Raw genomic sequence first — 16072 nt, 5'->3', positions numbered from 1 at the left:
ATATTATAGAGATCCTGCTCGTCTCTCACTCCCAAAACACTTTGCCACTGGGAATCCATCCGCACTTAACCAACAAGAAATGGTAGACTTAACTGGTATTCGGTTAAGAGATCACATTTTATTAATACGCTCATGCACTTCTCAATTAAAAAACTGGCTTGCGCACTTTGTACTGCACTTGGACTTTTCTTGCATCCCACCAACGTACTGGCGAGTACCGAAAAGCAAGCTTATCTGGAAGAACACATTTCAGCAGAAAGCAAGCCCATGTTAAAACTCTACTTTCGCTCGATGGGTAAGCCGCGATCAATTCAAAAAGATGAGTTAAATACGCCACAGCATGCATCAGCGGAGTCTCTTGCTCTGTATTACTTTGCACGAAAGTACCTTAAGCGTTACGAAGGCGTTCCATTACCGAAAGATATGCCCGATTTAATCGAATTCGGTAAAAAGCACCATTTGGAATGGGTCGTCGCTGAAGCACAGCTCAATAAGGCAGTAACAATGATTGAACAAGACGATAACTGGAACGCAGAATTGTTACTCCATGACGTTGTTTCTACAGCCCGTGATCTTGGTTATCTAGCATTAGAAGGCCGTGCTTACCGCTGGTTAGGCAATCTAGAAGTATCTCGAAATCAACTACGCAGTGGCCTAAAATATTATCGCAATGCCTATGAGTTATTAGAAAAAACAGTATTTGAAATACAAGTCGCGATGACACTGAACAACATTGGGACGGTCTACATCGACGCATCAGATTGGGCTCGGGCCAAAAGTTACCTAACGCAAGCTCTCGACACTTACCTAGAGAGCGAATATCAATACGATAATAGCTTTTTTATGGGGGTTATCTACGCAAACCTTAGCATCGTTCACTCGAGCCTCGGAGATAACAAAAAAGCGGAATATTATTTCAATGAAGCCATTCGACTTTCAATGCAAACGGGGTCGGACACAGTCAAGCACCACTCTTTATCCAGCTTTTCACAAATGTTGAGCTCGGTAGGAAAAATTGATGATGCATTAATGGTCGCACAGCGTTGCGTAGACCTGCCCACTCCAAAAAATCTAGAAATGCTAAAAACGTCTTGTTACGAGGCATTTGCAGAGGCTTACCTCGCAAACAAACAATACGATAAAGCTATTACAACAGCGCTTAACGTTCTAGAACAAACCAAGTCAACCAGTGAATTAGAGCTGCGGCAACGTATTGATATGCTTTCGGTACTGGTAAACGCTCATCAAATTCTTAATGACTATGAAGCTGCTTTTCATTATTTAACCCAATTAAGAGAGCTAGAGGCTGAGTTTTCTCATCATATTCATGGTGAAGAGATGATTAACATTAAGTTTGATCTCGAAGCTAAGTTAGCCCAGAAAGAACTCAAATTGCTAGAAACAAAAAATGCGCTACAAGCGTCTGAACTGCGTTCGCAGCGCTATCGAGAAATGTTCTACTTTATCGCTATTACGGCAATTGGTGTCGTTGGTTTTCGTTACGTACTGCGCGTTAGACGTATTAATAAAGCACTTACTCAAGAAAATACTACCGATCCATTAACTCAACTGCATAACCGTCGCTATCTTCACATTTGGTTGGACAAAATGGCTCGTAGAAGCCCAGATAGAACATTTGCCTTAGCAGTTTTAGATGTTGATCATTTTAAAACCTTTAATGATCAATATGGACACGATATTGGCGATAAAATGCTGACTCATATTGCCACGCTATTTAATGAATCCACTCGCTCTGGTGACCTACTCATTCGTTGGGGTGGAGAAGAGTTTGTCCTATTATTCGAAGTACAGCGAGTTGAAGATTGCGCTAAGTTTTTGGAGCGATTGAGATATACTGTTGAAAACACGCCATTGGTGGTTGACTCTAAACCATTAAGCGCGACAATTTCCCTTGGAGCAGTGGACAAACTGTCGGCACAAATAATTAAACAAGAATGGGATCAGTGGTTTTTCTTGGCAGACCAAGCTTTGTATGATGCGAAGCAAGCTGGCAGAAACCAGTTCATCATTCACCCTACATCATAAAAAAGCACACATGAAAAAAAATCTAATCATTATTACTTTTGCGCCTCTATTTCTTATGGCGTGCAGTAATCAGCAAGCATCTCAACTGGGAATGCGCAGCAGCAGTGTCAATGTATATGCCCAGCAAATGAGTAACACTCAACTATGTGAAACTCTCTACTACAACCGTGCAACCAACCAAACCAAAGTGGCGATTGGTGCTGAGTTCAATCGACGTGGATTAAACAAAAAGTGGTGTGATAAAGAATTCGATAAGTTGTACATTAAAAAGTGGATTGATAACGTGCTGCCTAAAGAAAAAGCCGAACCTAAGAAACCAATAGCAACTATTCAACCCGCTTCAACTAAATAACTCCCCTCTTGAAGCAGACGGTACACTCGTATTTTCTGCTTTTCACTTTTCATGCATGCTCGATGCGACATATAAAAACCTCATGGTTTCAGTAAATTAACAAAGACTTATGTTGTCCATCGAACTTTTAATGTAAACAAGTTGTAAATGGTTTTCGTCCTTATTCTTTGTCGTTAGCTTTGTTTGTTCCTGTTAGCGGAATATGAAACAGGAACTAAAAAATTCCAAACAAAGACATGAGGTCAAAAATGGAAATACGCATTAATCGCCTATTTGCTGCTATGTTGGCAGTAGGCATTGCACCTGCCGTCTCGGCGTTTGATCCACTCTATTCTGAACAATGGCACTTAGACAACACGGGGCAAACTGCGTTTGCGGCTAATCCTGCTGTTGCTGGGAACGACTTAAACACTAAGCTCACTCAGGCAATGGGGATTGCAGGTGTTGGTGTGAAAGTTGCCGTTATTGATTCTGGAGTGCAGATCGATCACCCCGACCTTGCAGGTAATATAGTTACAGGTAGCAGAAACTTCGTCGAAGACTCTTCATTCCCACCAAGTTATCCGGTTGATACTAATGGTCATGGCACTGCTGTAGCCGGTTTGATTAGCGCCGTCGGCAACAACGGTGAAGGCGGACGCGGTGTCGCTTCTCACTCTTCCCTCATCGGTTTTAACTGGTTAGCCAACCAGACATTAGAAGGCTGGTTAATCTCCCATGGCATGGACCCAGCAACACGCGATGTTCGCGTATTTAACCAAAGTTACGGTTTCAGCCCTATAAACCCGATTACTTTTGATGAAAGCGACCCTCAGCTAAAACTTGAAATGGACGTGATGAAAAACGTCAGCAACAGTAACGCCTGGGGTCGAGGTGCTGTATTTGTAAAGTCAGCAGGTAATGGTTACCGCTATTTCAATGCAGGGCGATTCTTCGTATTGCCAAGTAACTTCTTTGCTGGTGGAGACAATCAAGGCTTACCGATGCACAACTCTGCTCAGTCTTATGATAACGCCAATTACTTCAATTTAGTCACTAGTGCACTACGAGCGGATGGTACGCGAGCGAGTTACTCATCGGTGGGTTCGAACGTGTGGGTTGCAGCACCAGCAGGTGAATATGGGCAAGATTTCCCTGCTATGGTCACCACTGATTTAATGGGTTGTGAAGAAGGGCAAAATACCAGTGAAGGCCTTGGCATTAATGGGTTACACGGCGGAACGGAGCTCGATCCGAACTGTAACTATACCAGTACGATGAACGGAACCTCATCGGCTGCGCCAAACACATCGGGTGCCATCGCGGCAATCATGTCAACCAACCACGCACTTTCTGCTCGTGATGTACGTGCTTTACTAGCGGAGACAGCAAAAGTAACGGATAAAGCGCATCCAGGCGTACAGCTTGAATTTACTAACCATAAAGGTGAACAGGTTAGCTACGAGGCCATTGCCCCTTGGCAAAAAAACGCAGCAGGCGTAGATTTCCATACTTTTTATGGCTTCGGCGCTGTAGATTTAGATGAAGCGATGCAACGTGCTCGCATGACGAATCGTGTTTTACCAGCTCAAAGCATTACGCCATGGGTTCATAACGCTACAGAAGTAAGTGTACCCGATGCAAGTCTAGTTGGTGGTTCTTCAAGTATCGCCATTGCCGATGAGCTGACAGTAGAATCCGTTCAGGTGACATTGACATTGGACCACGCTCGTCTGCCCGACTTAGCTATCGAGCTCATTTCGCCATCAGGGACTCGTTCCGTTTTGCAAACACCGCGCAATGGTCTTGTTGGTCAATCTCTTGATCCAACGATTACAGGCTACAAAGATCAATTAATGTTGTCTAACCAATTTTATGGCGAAGATGCAAAAGGCGAATGGACGTTGCGAGCAATAGATACGAACGGCGATGAAGCCTATTCTTACATTGCATATTTCAACTCTTCCACCATCTATGACGTTCCGATGGCAAACAACGCTCAACCCGGTGTTATTAAGAACTGGTCGATGCGCATATTTGGACACTAAGGAGTCAATAACATGAAATACAAATCATTTTCTATGCTGGCTCTCGTTATCATGACGTCGAGTGTATACGCAGAGCAACAGCTCTCTCAACAACCTGCACCAGAACTGTTTGTGCCATCAGAAGCGGTTGAGATTAATGGCCAAGACTATCGAAAAGTGCAAACTGGCACTGTTAGAACCCTATCTGAAGACGTAAAACTTCAAGCGGGTGATGAGGTGTTTAAGAATGCGTTTAGTAACGTATCCAAAGCCACTGGACTGGTTTACATCACCGTAAACAATCCTAACGAAGCGAAAGCAGTCGCCAAAGAGTTAAAATTAGAAGTTATCTTCGCAGAGGGGGAATCAGCGGTGTTAAAAGCATCTCAAGATCAAGATCTGCTAAGTATTAGCGACTACCTAAACGCAGACAGCCGGGTAAAAGCGTCTAAAATTGAACTAAACAGCGGTAAATACCGTGCACAATAATTCTCTAACAAGAGAAGTTGGCCTGTAAAACCATGCCTCAGCGATTGCTGAGGCATTTTTATGGGTAGTAACAGATAGGCTATTATTCTTTAATAACATTTCGCATAACCAGTATGATACCTAAACACCCTACTCGCCTGCGCCTGTCATTTCTTAAACAAAATAATTTCCGTTCTTAGCTCTTCTTCCGTGGTTTCCTTCGGGCTATTCAGATAGCGTTCGATTCCTAAAGGACTGGTTTTGACTTTCATACCACTCTGACGAACCAAGTTCATCGCTAAAGCCCATGCATTTCCCAAAAACTGATATTCACCTCGGTGTTCAACGACAAATGTTTCACTCTCAGGAATGGTACCAGTAACCGCCCCTTGAGGCGCTGGTACTGAGTTATGAAGAGGAAAGCAAGTGATAAACTCGAATGTACCTTTCTGCATATCCATCGACTGGTAATAACAAAACAATTCACCATTCACGGATAGGGTTTCGTCACTAATTAACTGTTCTAGTTGCTGAACATGCTTCTCAATTACCGAACCTAATTCCTGCAAGCTAGCCACACCCTTGATCCCAATGTAATGAATTTGAGGCAACGTTCGGTTACCAATTTCGGCTAAGTCTGAATGCACTCGTCCGGTTTCAAGCTTACTTTTAAGCATGCGTAACCCACGTTGATAATCCATCTCTATCATCGACTTAAACATACTTTTCAGAAAGAACAGATACCAAGGGACGCGAGATTGCATTTGCCATTCGACTAAACAGCCATTTTGTGACGGCGTCACGATTAGAGTCACCTTTCCATGGCTCTTGATTGGGCGAAAGAAATGCAGCTCCATATCTAATCGATGCTCTTGAGTACTTTCCAGTACAATCGCGCCAGTCCCAATACGCTGACCATTCCATTGATAACCAGCTCCAACGTGGCCCTGATTATCACTAAATGTCAGCTCGCAGCTTGGTTCAAGAATGATCCATGGTGACCAGCTGGGCCAGTTATTGAAGTTCTTGAGATAGCCAATAATTTCACTTTGATTCTTATTAATTTCAATACTTCGGCTGACCTGATAAGAGAGCATAACGGTTCCTCGAGTTTCCGCTTCACTAACTTCAGTCTAATTCAAATTCCAGTTTTTTCTTGTTTGACTGCGGGTTAGATGCGTACGAAAAGAAAAATCCAGAGCGTTAATTCTCACTTGAATCAATACGCGCAAAGCTAAGAGCAGAACTCCACTTTTGCACTAAATCGAACACCATCATCGTCCAGTACTAACGCCCATCCCATCCGTTCACATATTCGTTGTACGATAACAAGCCCACAACCATAACCAGCGTTGTACGTCTCGTTGCCATCGTGACGATTTAGGATCTTAAGCGCATGACCTTTCAACTCAATTTCAATATCTCCCACACTATAGCTAAAGGCGTTTTTAATCAGATTGTTGATAACAATGGTCACAAAACTCTCTGGTGCTTTCACTACACCACTATGTTGTTCGTGCAAAGCGTAGTTCGAATCTTGCTTGGCAAATAAAGGAGCCAGCTCTTCCAGTTGTTTTTGTAAACAAGTAAGAAGCTGATGCTCTCCGTAATGTTGAGGCTCTATTTTCTCTTTACCAAGTAAGAGAAACGCTTCTGTCAGTACACGCATCTCGTCACAAGCTGACTGCATCCTCGTGATGGCTTTTTGCGCAACTCGAGGTTGATCAGGAAGACGCGTCAGAATGTCTGTTGAGCCTTTAATCACCATGATTGGCGTTCTCAACTCATGCGATGCAAAACGGCTAAATTCTTGTTCTCGTTTGAAATAGCCCGCGATATCGTTCTTATTATCCAGCAAAGTCTGCTCTATCTGGCGTGTTTCGCTGAACTTAGTTTCAACTTGGAAAGCGGGTTGATCCGGTGACATTTGGCTAATTTTGTCTTCAATTTGCGCTAATGGCCGAGACAATATTCGCACCATGTAAATGCCATACCCAACCATGACAAATGAAAACAAACCACCGAGCAGCAGCGTAAACTGATGCAGCGAGCTTTCGTATTCGTCCAAGTAATCATCTGAGTCATCTTGAAATACAATGTACATAAGCCCCTTCCCTGAGGGGTGGTTCAATACAACAAAGTGTTTGTCTTCTTCACCAAGCAGGTATTCGTAAAAACCAGGTGAAGTAAAAGAGAGCAACCAATCGGGTGTCGGTGCTTCACTCCAATATGAGTTGAATTCCAATACGTTTGGCAATGGCGCATCCCAGCCCTGTTTCTCGAAATTCTCACTATAAAGCGCAGCTTCAGTATCTAGCCAGTGATGTAAACTCAGCACTTCCAGTTTGTTTTCTGCCACATAAATCAGCGACCAAAAAAGAGTAAACATCACAAACGTCATGACCCCAAAACCCCAACGGATCTTGCGATAAATGCTTGGATATTCGTTATGCTTTAAGTCGGTAACCTTGTCCATGAATAGTCTCTAATCGTGATTCTTCAAAACCTTTGTCTAGTGCGGTTCTTAAACCATAAATATGGCTACGAAGTGCATCACTTCCAGGTGGTTCGTCTCCCCACACACTATCGATCACTTCTGTGCGCGAGACCGCTGCTGGAGCACGTTGGAGGAGCAATTTTAAAATTTTAGTTTGAATTCGACTCAGCTTAATTTCTTTGTCTTTTCTCGTTACTTTTCCTGTCCGCGCATCTAAACAAATATCTGCAAATTTGAGCGTTCCGATATCTTGTCTTGGACCACGATTAGCCAAAGCATGAACACGCAAACTGAGCTCTTCCATCGCAAATGGCTTCATTAAATAATCATCTCCCCCCGCTTTAAAAGCCGCGATTTTGTCCTCTAGCGTATCTTTTGCCGTTAGGAAGAGAATTGGCGTTCCACATAACTTATCTTGTCGAAGCTTCTGTACCGTACTGATGCCATCGAGCTTCGGCATCATGATATCCATGATGATTACATCGTAATGATTTTCCTCGATTAACTTAATCGCAGCCTCTCCATGAAACGCACAATCGATAATCATGCCTTCGAGCTCAAGATAGTCTGCAATCGTCTCCGAGACGTTATGGTTGTCATCTACAATTAAAATTTTCATAAAATCACATTTCTTCACGATCTCTTCACGATATGCCCAATAAGATACAGGCAATTTCCTAAACTCGCTCGTAAATTGAGGTTAATACAATGAAAAAACTCGCTCTTATTTCTGTAGTAGGTTTGGCATTGTCTGGTTGTGGTGGTTCAGGTGGTGGCAGCAATAGCGATAGCACACCAACTCAACCAACAGTGAAACCAAGTGTAGCGATTGGCTCTGTTGAAGCGGTCAACGCTGAAGAAAGCACGTTAACCGTCAATGGACATACGTATCGTGTGTCTGAGGTGGTTTATGACGACACACAAGTGCAACTGGCCGATGTAAAACCAAAAATGGTGGTTCGCGTGGGGTCAGATATTCGGCAAGCTTCGAATAATGGCGTCCGAGTCACACTTGAACCAACCATTACAGGACGTGTCACAGCGATTGATCATGTGAAGAAAACATTTACGGTAAACGGCGTAGATCTGCAGTTTGACGGTTTAAGTGATGATATAGAGGTCAACGACTGGGTGATGGTGTCATCATTGCCAACTGCTGATGCGGGTTATCGAGTGTTGTCTGTGGTCGAACTCGACGTAGATAACGATTACCCAGTACTTGATAACGACTACGAACTGGAAGGCCGTATTACCAGTATCGATGAAAATGCTGGAACATTTAAGTTACGTGGAAAAGTAACGGTGGCATATAACAACGTTAACCAGCTTAGCATTGGTCAATGGATTGAAGTAGAAGGTGAAATGCAAAACGGTATCTTCATGGCACATGAGGTACAAGTTGAAGACTACGACGATCTAAAAAATGACAGCGATGTGGAAGGTATCGTGACTTGGGTTGCCAAGGATTATAGTGAGTTCTCTCTAAACTACCGAGGAGCATTCTTCATCGATAACGCAACACGATTTGAAGACGGCAGCAAAGCGAACCTAAAACAAGGCCAAGAAGTGGAAGTAACGTCTGTCATGAAAAATGGCAAACGCATCGCTACCGTTATTGAGTTTGAGCAACCAGACTTTGACGATAACAACCAATGGCAAGGTAAAGAATTTGAATGTGAAGGATACGTATCAAACTACGATGCTGAAGCAAGAACATTTGAAATCGAGCGTTGCGAAAACGACGCAGATCAATTGCTAAACAACACGACCGTTGTGATTGATGCACAAACACGCTTCCAAGGCATCGAAGAACTCAACCTAAATGGTGCTCGTGTCGAAGTCGAAGGTGTGATCATTAACGACCAAAATATTGCCCGTGAAGTGGAGTTAGACGTTTACGACAACTAATCCCTTCTACGCTTAAGAAAAAGTGTCACTTCGATGGCACTTTTTCTTTTCACCTTACTTTGCTTCCCAAGCTCAAACCAACAAATTCTCAGCCAAAGCCTTTTCTCTCCGTTACACTTTACCTATGTTCACAACATTGGTGACAACTATGAAAAAACGCAACCTCATTTTGTTAATCTTGTTTTTTGGTTCAGCCACGAGCTTAGCTAGCGTTATGGATCCTGACTGCGATGCAGAAAAGGCAGCTAAAGCCGCTGCGACAAAAGCCGTGGTTGGTGTTGGGGGTCGCTGTACGCCTAAAGAGGCACTGAAAGATACCGCAGTAGATGCAGGAAAAGACAAATTGCCAGATGAAGGGATGGCGGGTAAAGCTGTTGATGCAATGACACCGGGAAAAGAGAAGAAAACGGTGAAAGACGTAACCAAAAAGCTCAATAAAGATTGATACGCTTTCTTGTAGTTAACTTTAATAGCGAAAGTCCCCCCCCAAAAAAAAGAGCGCCGATTGACGCTCTTTCCGATCTCTAATAGATAACCAATTATGCGGTCTCTGCTTCACCTATCCAATGATAATGGTGGTTGGCTTTTTTCCCCACTAAACCGAGCTCTGCCAATTCTTCAAATACCTGGTCTACCTCTTCCGCAGACAGCCTAAACTGTTTAGCAACAGCTTTTTTGGTGCACGTAATTTGATGCGTTTTAAGTGCATCGCTAACTTGCTCTAACAAAGTTTTCGGTTCCTTTGGTTCTTCTGGCTCCGGCACTACTGGTATTTCTTGCTCTTCTTCCTCTTTTATATGAGGAAGATAACCCGCAGGCGCTGGGTCTATATCGCGAACTGTTTTCAATATCATGCCCTCATTTCTGCGATAGAAATATCGGAACCGTTGCTCTTCACCAATCAAGCCAACAAAAAATGCAGCAAAGAAGTCCAAAAGAATCGAAAGAAATATAACCAAGCCAAGCTGAGCTTGCTGAGAGGTGGTACCAAATGCGTTAGCTAGACTATCAATTAAACCAATCACTGAGCCTTGCGTCACCGGCGGTAAACTATCACGCTCCATAGCCAAGCGTTGCTGCTCTTCACGTAAGGTTTTGTTTTGCTCCTGGATGCGAGTTACACCAGTCGCGATACGTTCCATCTCGATGTATTTCTGCGCTGCCATATTGTTGAGCTCAATCTGCTTATCGATTGCCGCAATCTGACGATTAAACGCTTCCACTTTCGCCTGCTCTACCGAAATATGACTTTGTGCACTATTGGTTGCACTATTAATCCCACCAATACTACCGCCAATGGAAATCGCAGCTAAGACTAAATAAAACACGAGAGCGGTTGCTGCTCCTGTGTAGTTGCGATGGGCTCGGCGCTCACCGTATTCATACCAAGCGTAAAATTTACCTGCTTCAAAAATGATCGCTAAACCACCAAATAAGGTTTGCATCATCGGGTTTTCGTCGATAGACAAAAACAGCAATAGAGAAAAAATAGTCGATGCTAAAATCGCAGCACCGGTGAATGCATATACACTCACCATGGCAAATCGACCTTTAGGGTATCGATATCCAATCTGTTGTTCGTATTTCATTTGAGAAATTTCTTAAGATTAATCGCCCCTCCGACTAAGTAGGACGGACGTTTCTGGCATGTACAAAGGAGCGCAGAATACCGTATCCTTTATTAAATTACTGTCATAATTCCGTTAATGGAAAACAAGTGAAGATTCGGTGTGCATTTTGAATCGATATCAGCCAAATCTAGCACGTAAAAACACCACCACGACACCCACTAACCGAAGCTTCAGTGACATATAAGAGAGATTAATTCGGTATCTTCAGAAGCGACTAAGCAAGACTGACAAGTTGAATTGGAGGTTGTGAATGTCAGCCGAATCAAGACATTAAAGCGTTAAAAATAGGCAACAAAACAAATAATGCACACTTGCATCACCTTTTAGTAAACTGATAATTACATTGTTTGGTTAATTTGTTAGTATCCCGCGCCGAAGAAGATAAGCACTCAATTGTATGGAAAACACTCTAATACAGCACAAACACCATCGCTTGCACGCTATTGCGGTTATTATCGCGGTGTTGTTTCAGTTGTATTTAGCGTCCACAGCCGCTCTTAATCCTACACAAGTTCACAGCACAACTTGGCTCAACAAAGTCCAAAGTGAAAAGGTTTTACTGTGTACCGCAGATGGTTTCAAATGGGTGGATATCAATACGTTGATTGAGGCTAACGCTCAATCTTCTTCTAAGCTCATCCAAGATCTTAACTTACACGACGGCTTTCAGTTTGAATGTCCGCTTCTTCAAGCTGTTCAATTCTTTCTTCTGGTTGCGATTGGGCTTTACCTGACAACCATCCATTGGCTGCGCCGAGTAAAGTATGCACTGACGACTTATCATTTTTCAAAATGCGATAAGCTCGTTTACAAACACATCGCGCCTAAGCACTCTCCGCCGAGTGTTTTTCCTGCCTAACAGGCATCTAATCATTGACAACTTTATTCAAAAATAACGATGACTCTGTTTGTTGTCCATTCAGAGAAGCTATTCATTCAAAAGGAAAAACACATGCTTAAATCATTTAAAACCGCCGCTATCGCGCTTATTGCTGTCATCGCTAGCCCACTGAGTTTAGCGCACGATTATGAAGCAGGAAAAATTCATATCGACCATCCATGGAGCCGCGAAGCGCCACCAAACGCACCTGTTATCGGTGGTTTTTTTCAATTAACCAACCACGGTGACAGTGAAGATGCATTGATCGCAGCAGAAAGCCCAATCGCAGGGCATGTCGAAATTCACACGCATAAGAAAGAAGATGGTGTGATGAAAATGATTAAGATTGACGAAGTGCGCGTTCCAGCCAATGACTCAGTGTTGTTTAAGCCAGGCAGCTTCCATTTAATGATTTTTAACCCAACACAAACTCTTAAAGAAGGCGACCGCTTCCCTATGACGTTAACATTCAAAAACGCGGGTAAAGTGGAAGTAGAAATGGCGGTTGAAAAACAAGGTCACATGGAAAAACACATGCACCATTAATGACGTAAACAAAAGTGCCCGCTGATTTAGCGGGCATTTTTATCTCAGCTTAGTCAAAATCATTATTCCGGTAGATCCTAACTCGACTCTTCAGAATAATGGTGATGAATAACGCTCGGCGAAACGGGGTCACATATCATAACAGCGTGCTCGGGCAAGAGATTCTAAATCACGCTCGTCCCTCACTATTCAGAATGACCTTGAAAGACTTAAGATCCTAAAAAGGTTCCCTACCCGCTTAAAACTCAACCTCTCGACAAAGTTCTCCAACCATCACTTGGCAAGCCTAAATGAAATCATAAGTTTGGCAACAAAGACCCACTGTTAATCGGCTTTCTTTCTACTTGAAACAAACCTCAGCCCAACGAGCTAAGCCGGCAGTTACTGAGCCAAAATAGTTTCCACTGACAACCGGAATACTTGGCAGTACGGTTTGCACCGCATCGCGCAAGATTGGCGAGCGTGCCGAACCTCCAGTCATAAAGATAGCATCGGGTTTAACTCCAGCTTGCTCTACCGCTTCTGTCACCAACGCCGTCATTTTATTCTTTGGCGACTGGATCGCTTCGATCATTTCGTCACGTTGTACATCAACTTCAATCGTTTCTGATAGTAAGTTGATGCCAGTTCGGTAAGAAGCTTGTTCTGAAAGTGCCACTTTTGCCTCTTCGGCACGGCGAACAATGTTGTAGCCTAAAGACTCATGATACACCTCTAGCAAACGAGCAAGTTTTTCTGGCTCTTGAGCCTGCTTTTGAAGCAACTTTAACGCTGATAGGTTCTCTCGCGAATAGAAGTCACTCTGCGCTTCTACATTATTGATTGCTATCGGGTTCCAGAATTGGGTAGTCGGCATCACAATGCCTGACTCCATTTTACTTCCCATGCCAAAAGGGAACATGAGCTGCTTAAATGCTAGCGCGATATCAAGATCATTCCCGCCGACACGCTGGCCACTGTGAGCTAACAAGCTTGCGGTCCTATCTGCTTTGCCGCGCCAAGACGGTCCCATTTGGATCAACGAACAGTCCGTTGTACCACCGCCAATATCGACTACTAGAATGATTTTATCTTCGCTGAGTGTCGCTTCATACTCTAGGCCCGCCGCGACAGGCTCAAACTGAAACTCCACATTTTGGAAGCCCGCACGTTTCGCTGCCCGCAACAAAATGCGTTCAGCCTGAATGTTAGCCGTTTCACCGCCACGCCCATGAAAGTTAATTGGTCTGCCGATCACAGCATCGGTAATACTTTGCTGCGCATCGTTTTCGGCTTGAGACTTAATATTGTCCATCATCGCGCAGACAAGGTCTTCGAAGAAAGCCAATTGCACATCACGCAAGCCAGATGCACCAAGAAAAGACTTCGGCGATTTCACATAATAGATATCGCGAGGATCTTCCAAATAGAGATTAAGTGCAGCCTGACCAAACGCGATGTCGTCGGATTCTAAGTCAATACTTTCTTCTCGGTTTAAATTGATTGCCCGGCGTAAAACCTGCTCACCAACTTGATCTAATGGTTTAATATCTCGATGGCGAAATAAATGCTCGGATACCGATTCACGAGTCGGTGCAGCAAGGGTGGAAGGAATAAAAGGGCTGTTTCCTTCTAGATTAAGCAGTACTGGATCACCCGATTCCATTTTAGCCACTGAACAGTTTGCAGTACCATAGTCAAAGCCGATAAACATTGTTTCTCCCACTGTCCCACTGATTAGTGGCCTTTTGACCGTTAAAAAGCTGGCAATGCTAACTTAATGGCATAAGAATTACTATCCCAAAATCAAGTGTAATTTAACGTGGAAAACCTATCTAAGGTACACTACTTTCTCTTTTTGCAGATGGCACAACAACCGCTACCAGTAAAGCTAACAACAGGAACACGGGGCTAAGCATTAATCCATGCCAGATTGAATACCCATCATGGAACAACCAGAATATACCAAGCGTCAGTAGGTACGAAAAGTAGCTGCAAAACACCAAGCTAATCGCGACAAAGCGCTTTTGATTAATAATAAGAATCCGCACTAGATACTGGCTAAGAATACCAGAGCAGCGCATGGCAAGTTGCCAATTAATGATAAAGAAAGCAAGCGCAATAAACCCAGCTACGACCAGTGCATCATGCGTGCTTAAAATGAAGTAGCTACCAAATCGGCTTATGATGACCGGATAATCGCCTTCGTATATCGTTGACCAAGATATTGCGTTCGCTGCTGCTACGTAATTGGCAAAATAAGCAATGGCGTAGAAAGTCGTTTGAGAACTGAACGGCTGAAATACATCCGTACAAAATCCTCGCCACTCTTCTTTGTTGGCGGTAGGCCCAACCCAGTCACGTTTTTTTTGGGCGGTACGCCCGGCAAACTCAGGCCCGTTGCGAAACAACAGCCAAAATATATAGAGTGCAAGTATAACCAAGAGTATTGAAAACATACCCTTCCCCCTCAGAAATTATCGGCGCCACTGCCAATGGCGTTGGGGTCGTAAACTGCACTTCCCTGCTATACCTATTTGATTTATCAAAGACTTATTATTTTATTACCACCAAAATTCATTCAACGGCATACTAAACAGCGACATTTTCACGCTTTGTGTGAAGTTCGAAAGCCTACTTTTAGGTTTAGCACAAAAATAGCTACAGCAAAGCGTAAGAGAGGGATTCCGCACCCATCAATGAAGATGAGGCGTTAAGCAGAAGCTGTGACCGCAATGAGAAGAGAAGGATTCAAAGCGGCCATGCATGGGCAAGAGGAGCAACTATTTCTCTAACTTTTCTTCAAATACACCAATCTCTCTGCCCAACCAAATCGCGCGTTCTGTGTGATCGAGCAACTCTTCTTCGCTTACTGGGTGAATAAGCACAGAAAAATCGCCTCGAATCGTATCAAGCCACGCCAAGAACTCTTCACTCAATGATTCTAGGTGAATTTCAAACATCGGCATCTTGTGTGGGCCAACTAACCTTCCAACTAATGGAAACACACGCAGCACATCTTGACGCTCTTGACGGATGATCTCGTTCAAGGCTTGCGCTTTATCTTGTTCTCTTAGGGGAAAATAAACATGAGCGTGGTACATAACTTCTCCATAATCACTTCCACTTGAGCACCACCTACTTTGGATAAGCTCAAGGACTGCCGAGGGTATACATTTGTAATGCCGTCACCCTACCTTGATTCCACTCAGTTGGGAAGAAGTTATGCATTCTCATAAGGTCGAGGCTTCGAGCACAACAAAAATTTGCAATTCATCATCTAGCAACTGTTTGAGTTGATTCATTAATAATGACTCACTTTGTCAAATTTTACAGCCAAATTTTGTTGCAAATATGTTTCATTAACCAGTAATTAAATTCGAGTTTAAAAATACCACCAACAAAATAGCAGCATATTACTCTGCAAAATTAGGGTGTAAGCAAAACTTTACTACTGAGCGAAAGTCAAAATGAAGCATAATTTAACAATTTGTTTACACTTATTGTATCTGGCTATACCACGATTTAGTTAGAGGGTTAGATACAGAAAAGCCTTTCTCTGTATCTTGCGGTGAAATAATCGCAGCGATGTTATCGACAAATAGTTTAAGGGACGAACAGATGCCTACCGCTATCGAAAGCACACGCAACCTTAGGTATGGCCTTTGCGCTGATATCAGAGTTTGAGTACCCATACAAACTCTGGTTTTGTATGAATAGCTGCAGTCCAAAAGACCCGCAGCGTCAAAAGGAGCTTGA

The 16072-nt window shown here is 43.4% G+C and carries 16 protein-coding genes; 8 read left to right on the top strand and 8 right to left on the bottom strand.

The features are described 5' to 3' along the window. Window positions 1-132 precede the first annotated feature (132 nt). The 4 genes from MTF70_RS15190 to MTF70_RS15175 all read left to right on the top strand — a co-directional run bounded on the left by MTF70_RS15190 (window position 133) and on the right by MTF70_RS15175 (window position 4893). Window positions 133-2046, top strand: coding sequence for a tetratricopeptide repeat-containing diguanylate cyclase (locus MTF70_RS15190; protein WP_205460978.1), 1914 nt, complete (start codon window positions 133-135; stop codon window positions 2044-2046). Between the two features lie 10 nt (window positions 2047-2056). Next, entirely contained in the window at window positions 2057-2398 is a 342-nt protein-coding gene (locus tag MTF70_RS15185) for a hypothetical protein (protein ID WP_025767691.1), read from the top strand. Between the two features lie 248 nt (window positions 2399-2646). Then, the gene (locus MTF70_RS15180; protein WP_205460977.1) at window positions 2647-4425 is read left to right on the top strand and encodes a S8 family peptidase; all 1779 of its coding nucleotides are present in this window, start codon (window positions 2647-2649) and stop codon (window positions 4423-4425) included. A gap of 12 nt (window positions 4426-4437) precedes the next feature. Continuing rightward, window positions 4438-4893, top strand: coding sequence for a hypothetical protein (locus MTF70_RS15175; protein ID WP_025767689.1), 456 nt, complete (start codon window positions 4438-4440; stop codon window positions 4891-4893). A 146-nt stretch (window positions 4894-5039) separates the two neighbouring features. Here the strand turns inward: MTF70_RS15175 and MTF70_RS15170 are convergent, their stop codons facing one another. The 3 genes from MTF70_RS15170 to MTF70_RS15160 form a co-directional block, all read right to left on the bottom strand. Then, window positions 5040-5969 carry an SRPBCC family protein gene (locus MTF70_RS15170; protein ID WP_053349953.1) on the bottom strand — a complete coding sequence of 310 codons (930 nt, stop codon included), beginning with the start codon at window positions 5967-5969 and terminating at the stop codon, window positions 5040-5042. 137 nt (window positions 5970-6106) lie between these two features. Beyond that, window positions 6107-7348 carry a HAMP domain-containing sensor histidine kinase gene (locus tag MTF70_RS15165; RefSeq protein ID WP_017634216.1) on the bottom strand — a complete coding sequence of 414 codons (1242 nt, stop codon included), beginning with the start codon at window positions 7346-7348 and terminating at the stop codon, window positions 6107-6109. Beyond that, a complete protein-coding gene (locus MTF70_RS15160; protein ID WP_017820242.1) occupies window positions 7320-7988 on the bottom strand; it encodes a response regulator transcription factor in 669 nt (222 codons plus the stop codon). Before MTF70_RS15160 ends, MTF70_RS15165 begins: the two co-directional genes overlap by 29 nt. An 89-nt stretch (window positions 7989-8077) precedes the next feature. Between MTF70_RS15160 and MTF70_RS15155 the strand changes: the two genes are divergently transcribed. Further along, a complete protein-coding gene (locus tag MTF70_RS15155; RefSeq protein ID WP_205460976.1) occupies window positions 8078-9277 on the top strand; it encodes a DUF5666 domain-containing protein in 1200 nt (399 codons plus the stop codon). 148 nt (window positions 9278-9425) lie between these two features. Continuing rightward, a complete protein-coding gene (locus MTF70_RS15150; protein WP_054574473.1) occupies window positions 9426-9722 on the top strand; it encodes a hypothetical protein in 297 nt (98 codons plus the stop codon). A gap of 94 nt (window positions 9723-9816) precedes the next feature. Here the strand turns inward: MTF70_RS15150 and MTF70_RS15145 are convergent, their stop codons facing one another. Continuing rightward, entirely contained in the window at window positions 9817-10866 is a 1050-nt protein-coding gene (locus MTF70_RS15145) for a hypothetical protein (RefSeq protein ID WP_054574329.1), read from the bottom strand. A gap of 439 nt (window positions 10867-11305) precedes the next feature. Between MTF70_RS15145 and MTF70_RS15140 the strand changes: the two genes are divergently transcribed. Beyond that, window positions 11306-11767, top strand: a complete 462-nt coding sequence (locus tag MTF70_RS15140; RefSeq protein ID WP_005388493.1) for a hypothetical protein — start codon at window positions 11306-11308, stop codon at window positions 11765-11767. A 93-nt stretch (window positions 11768-11860) separates the two neighbouring features. Beyond that, a complete protein-coding gene (locus MTF70_RS15135; RefSeq protein WP_042521048.1) occupies window positions 11861-12334 on the top strand; it encodes a copper chaperone PCu(A)C in 474 nt (157 codons plus the stop codon). A 340-nt stretch (window positions 12335-12674) separates the two neighbouring features. Here MTF70_RS15135 and yegD read toward each other — a convergent pair whose 3' ends face one another. From yegD to MTF70_RS15115, 4 genes are all read right to left on the bottom strand, one after another. After that, window positions 12675-14027 (bottom strand): molecular chaperone, encoded by a 1353-nt coding sequence (gene yegD, locus MTF70_RS15130; RefSeq protein ID WP_005375838.1) that lies wholly within the window; start codon window positions 14025-14027, stop codon window positions 12675-12677. 121 nt (window positions 14028-14148) lie between these two features. Next, window positions 14149-14772, bottom strand: a complete 624-nt coding sequence (locus MTF70_RS15125; protein ID WP_005375837.1) for a hypothetical protein — start codon at window positions 14770-14772, stop codon at window positions 14149-14151. A 324-nt stretch (window positions 14773-15096) separates the two neighbouring features. Beyond that, the gene (locus MTF70_RS15120; RefSeq protein WP_005375836.1) at window positions 15097-15417 is read right to left on the bottom strand and encodes a DOPA 4,5-dioxygenase family protein; all 321 of its coding nucleotides are present in this window, start codon (window positions 15415-15417) and stop codon (window positions 15097-15099) included. Between the two features lie 396 nt (window positions 15418-15813). Beyond that, complete coding sequence (locus tag MTF70_RS15115; RefSeq protein ID WP_152560954.1) at window positions 15814-16008, bottom strand: hypothetical protein; 195 nt, start codon at window positions 16006-16008, stop codon at window positions 15814-15816. Window positions 16009-16072 lie beyond the last annotated feature (64 nt).

The organism is Vibrio sp. 2CM40D (assembly GCF_023161825.1).
Lineage (GTDB): Bacteria > Pseudomonadota > Gammaproteobacteria > Enterobacterales > Vibrionaceae > Vibrio > Vibrio alginolyticus.
Note: the sequence above shows the minus strand (reverse complement) of the source record. Positions and strands in the feature narration are given on the sequence as shown.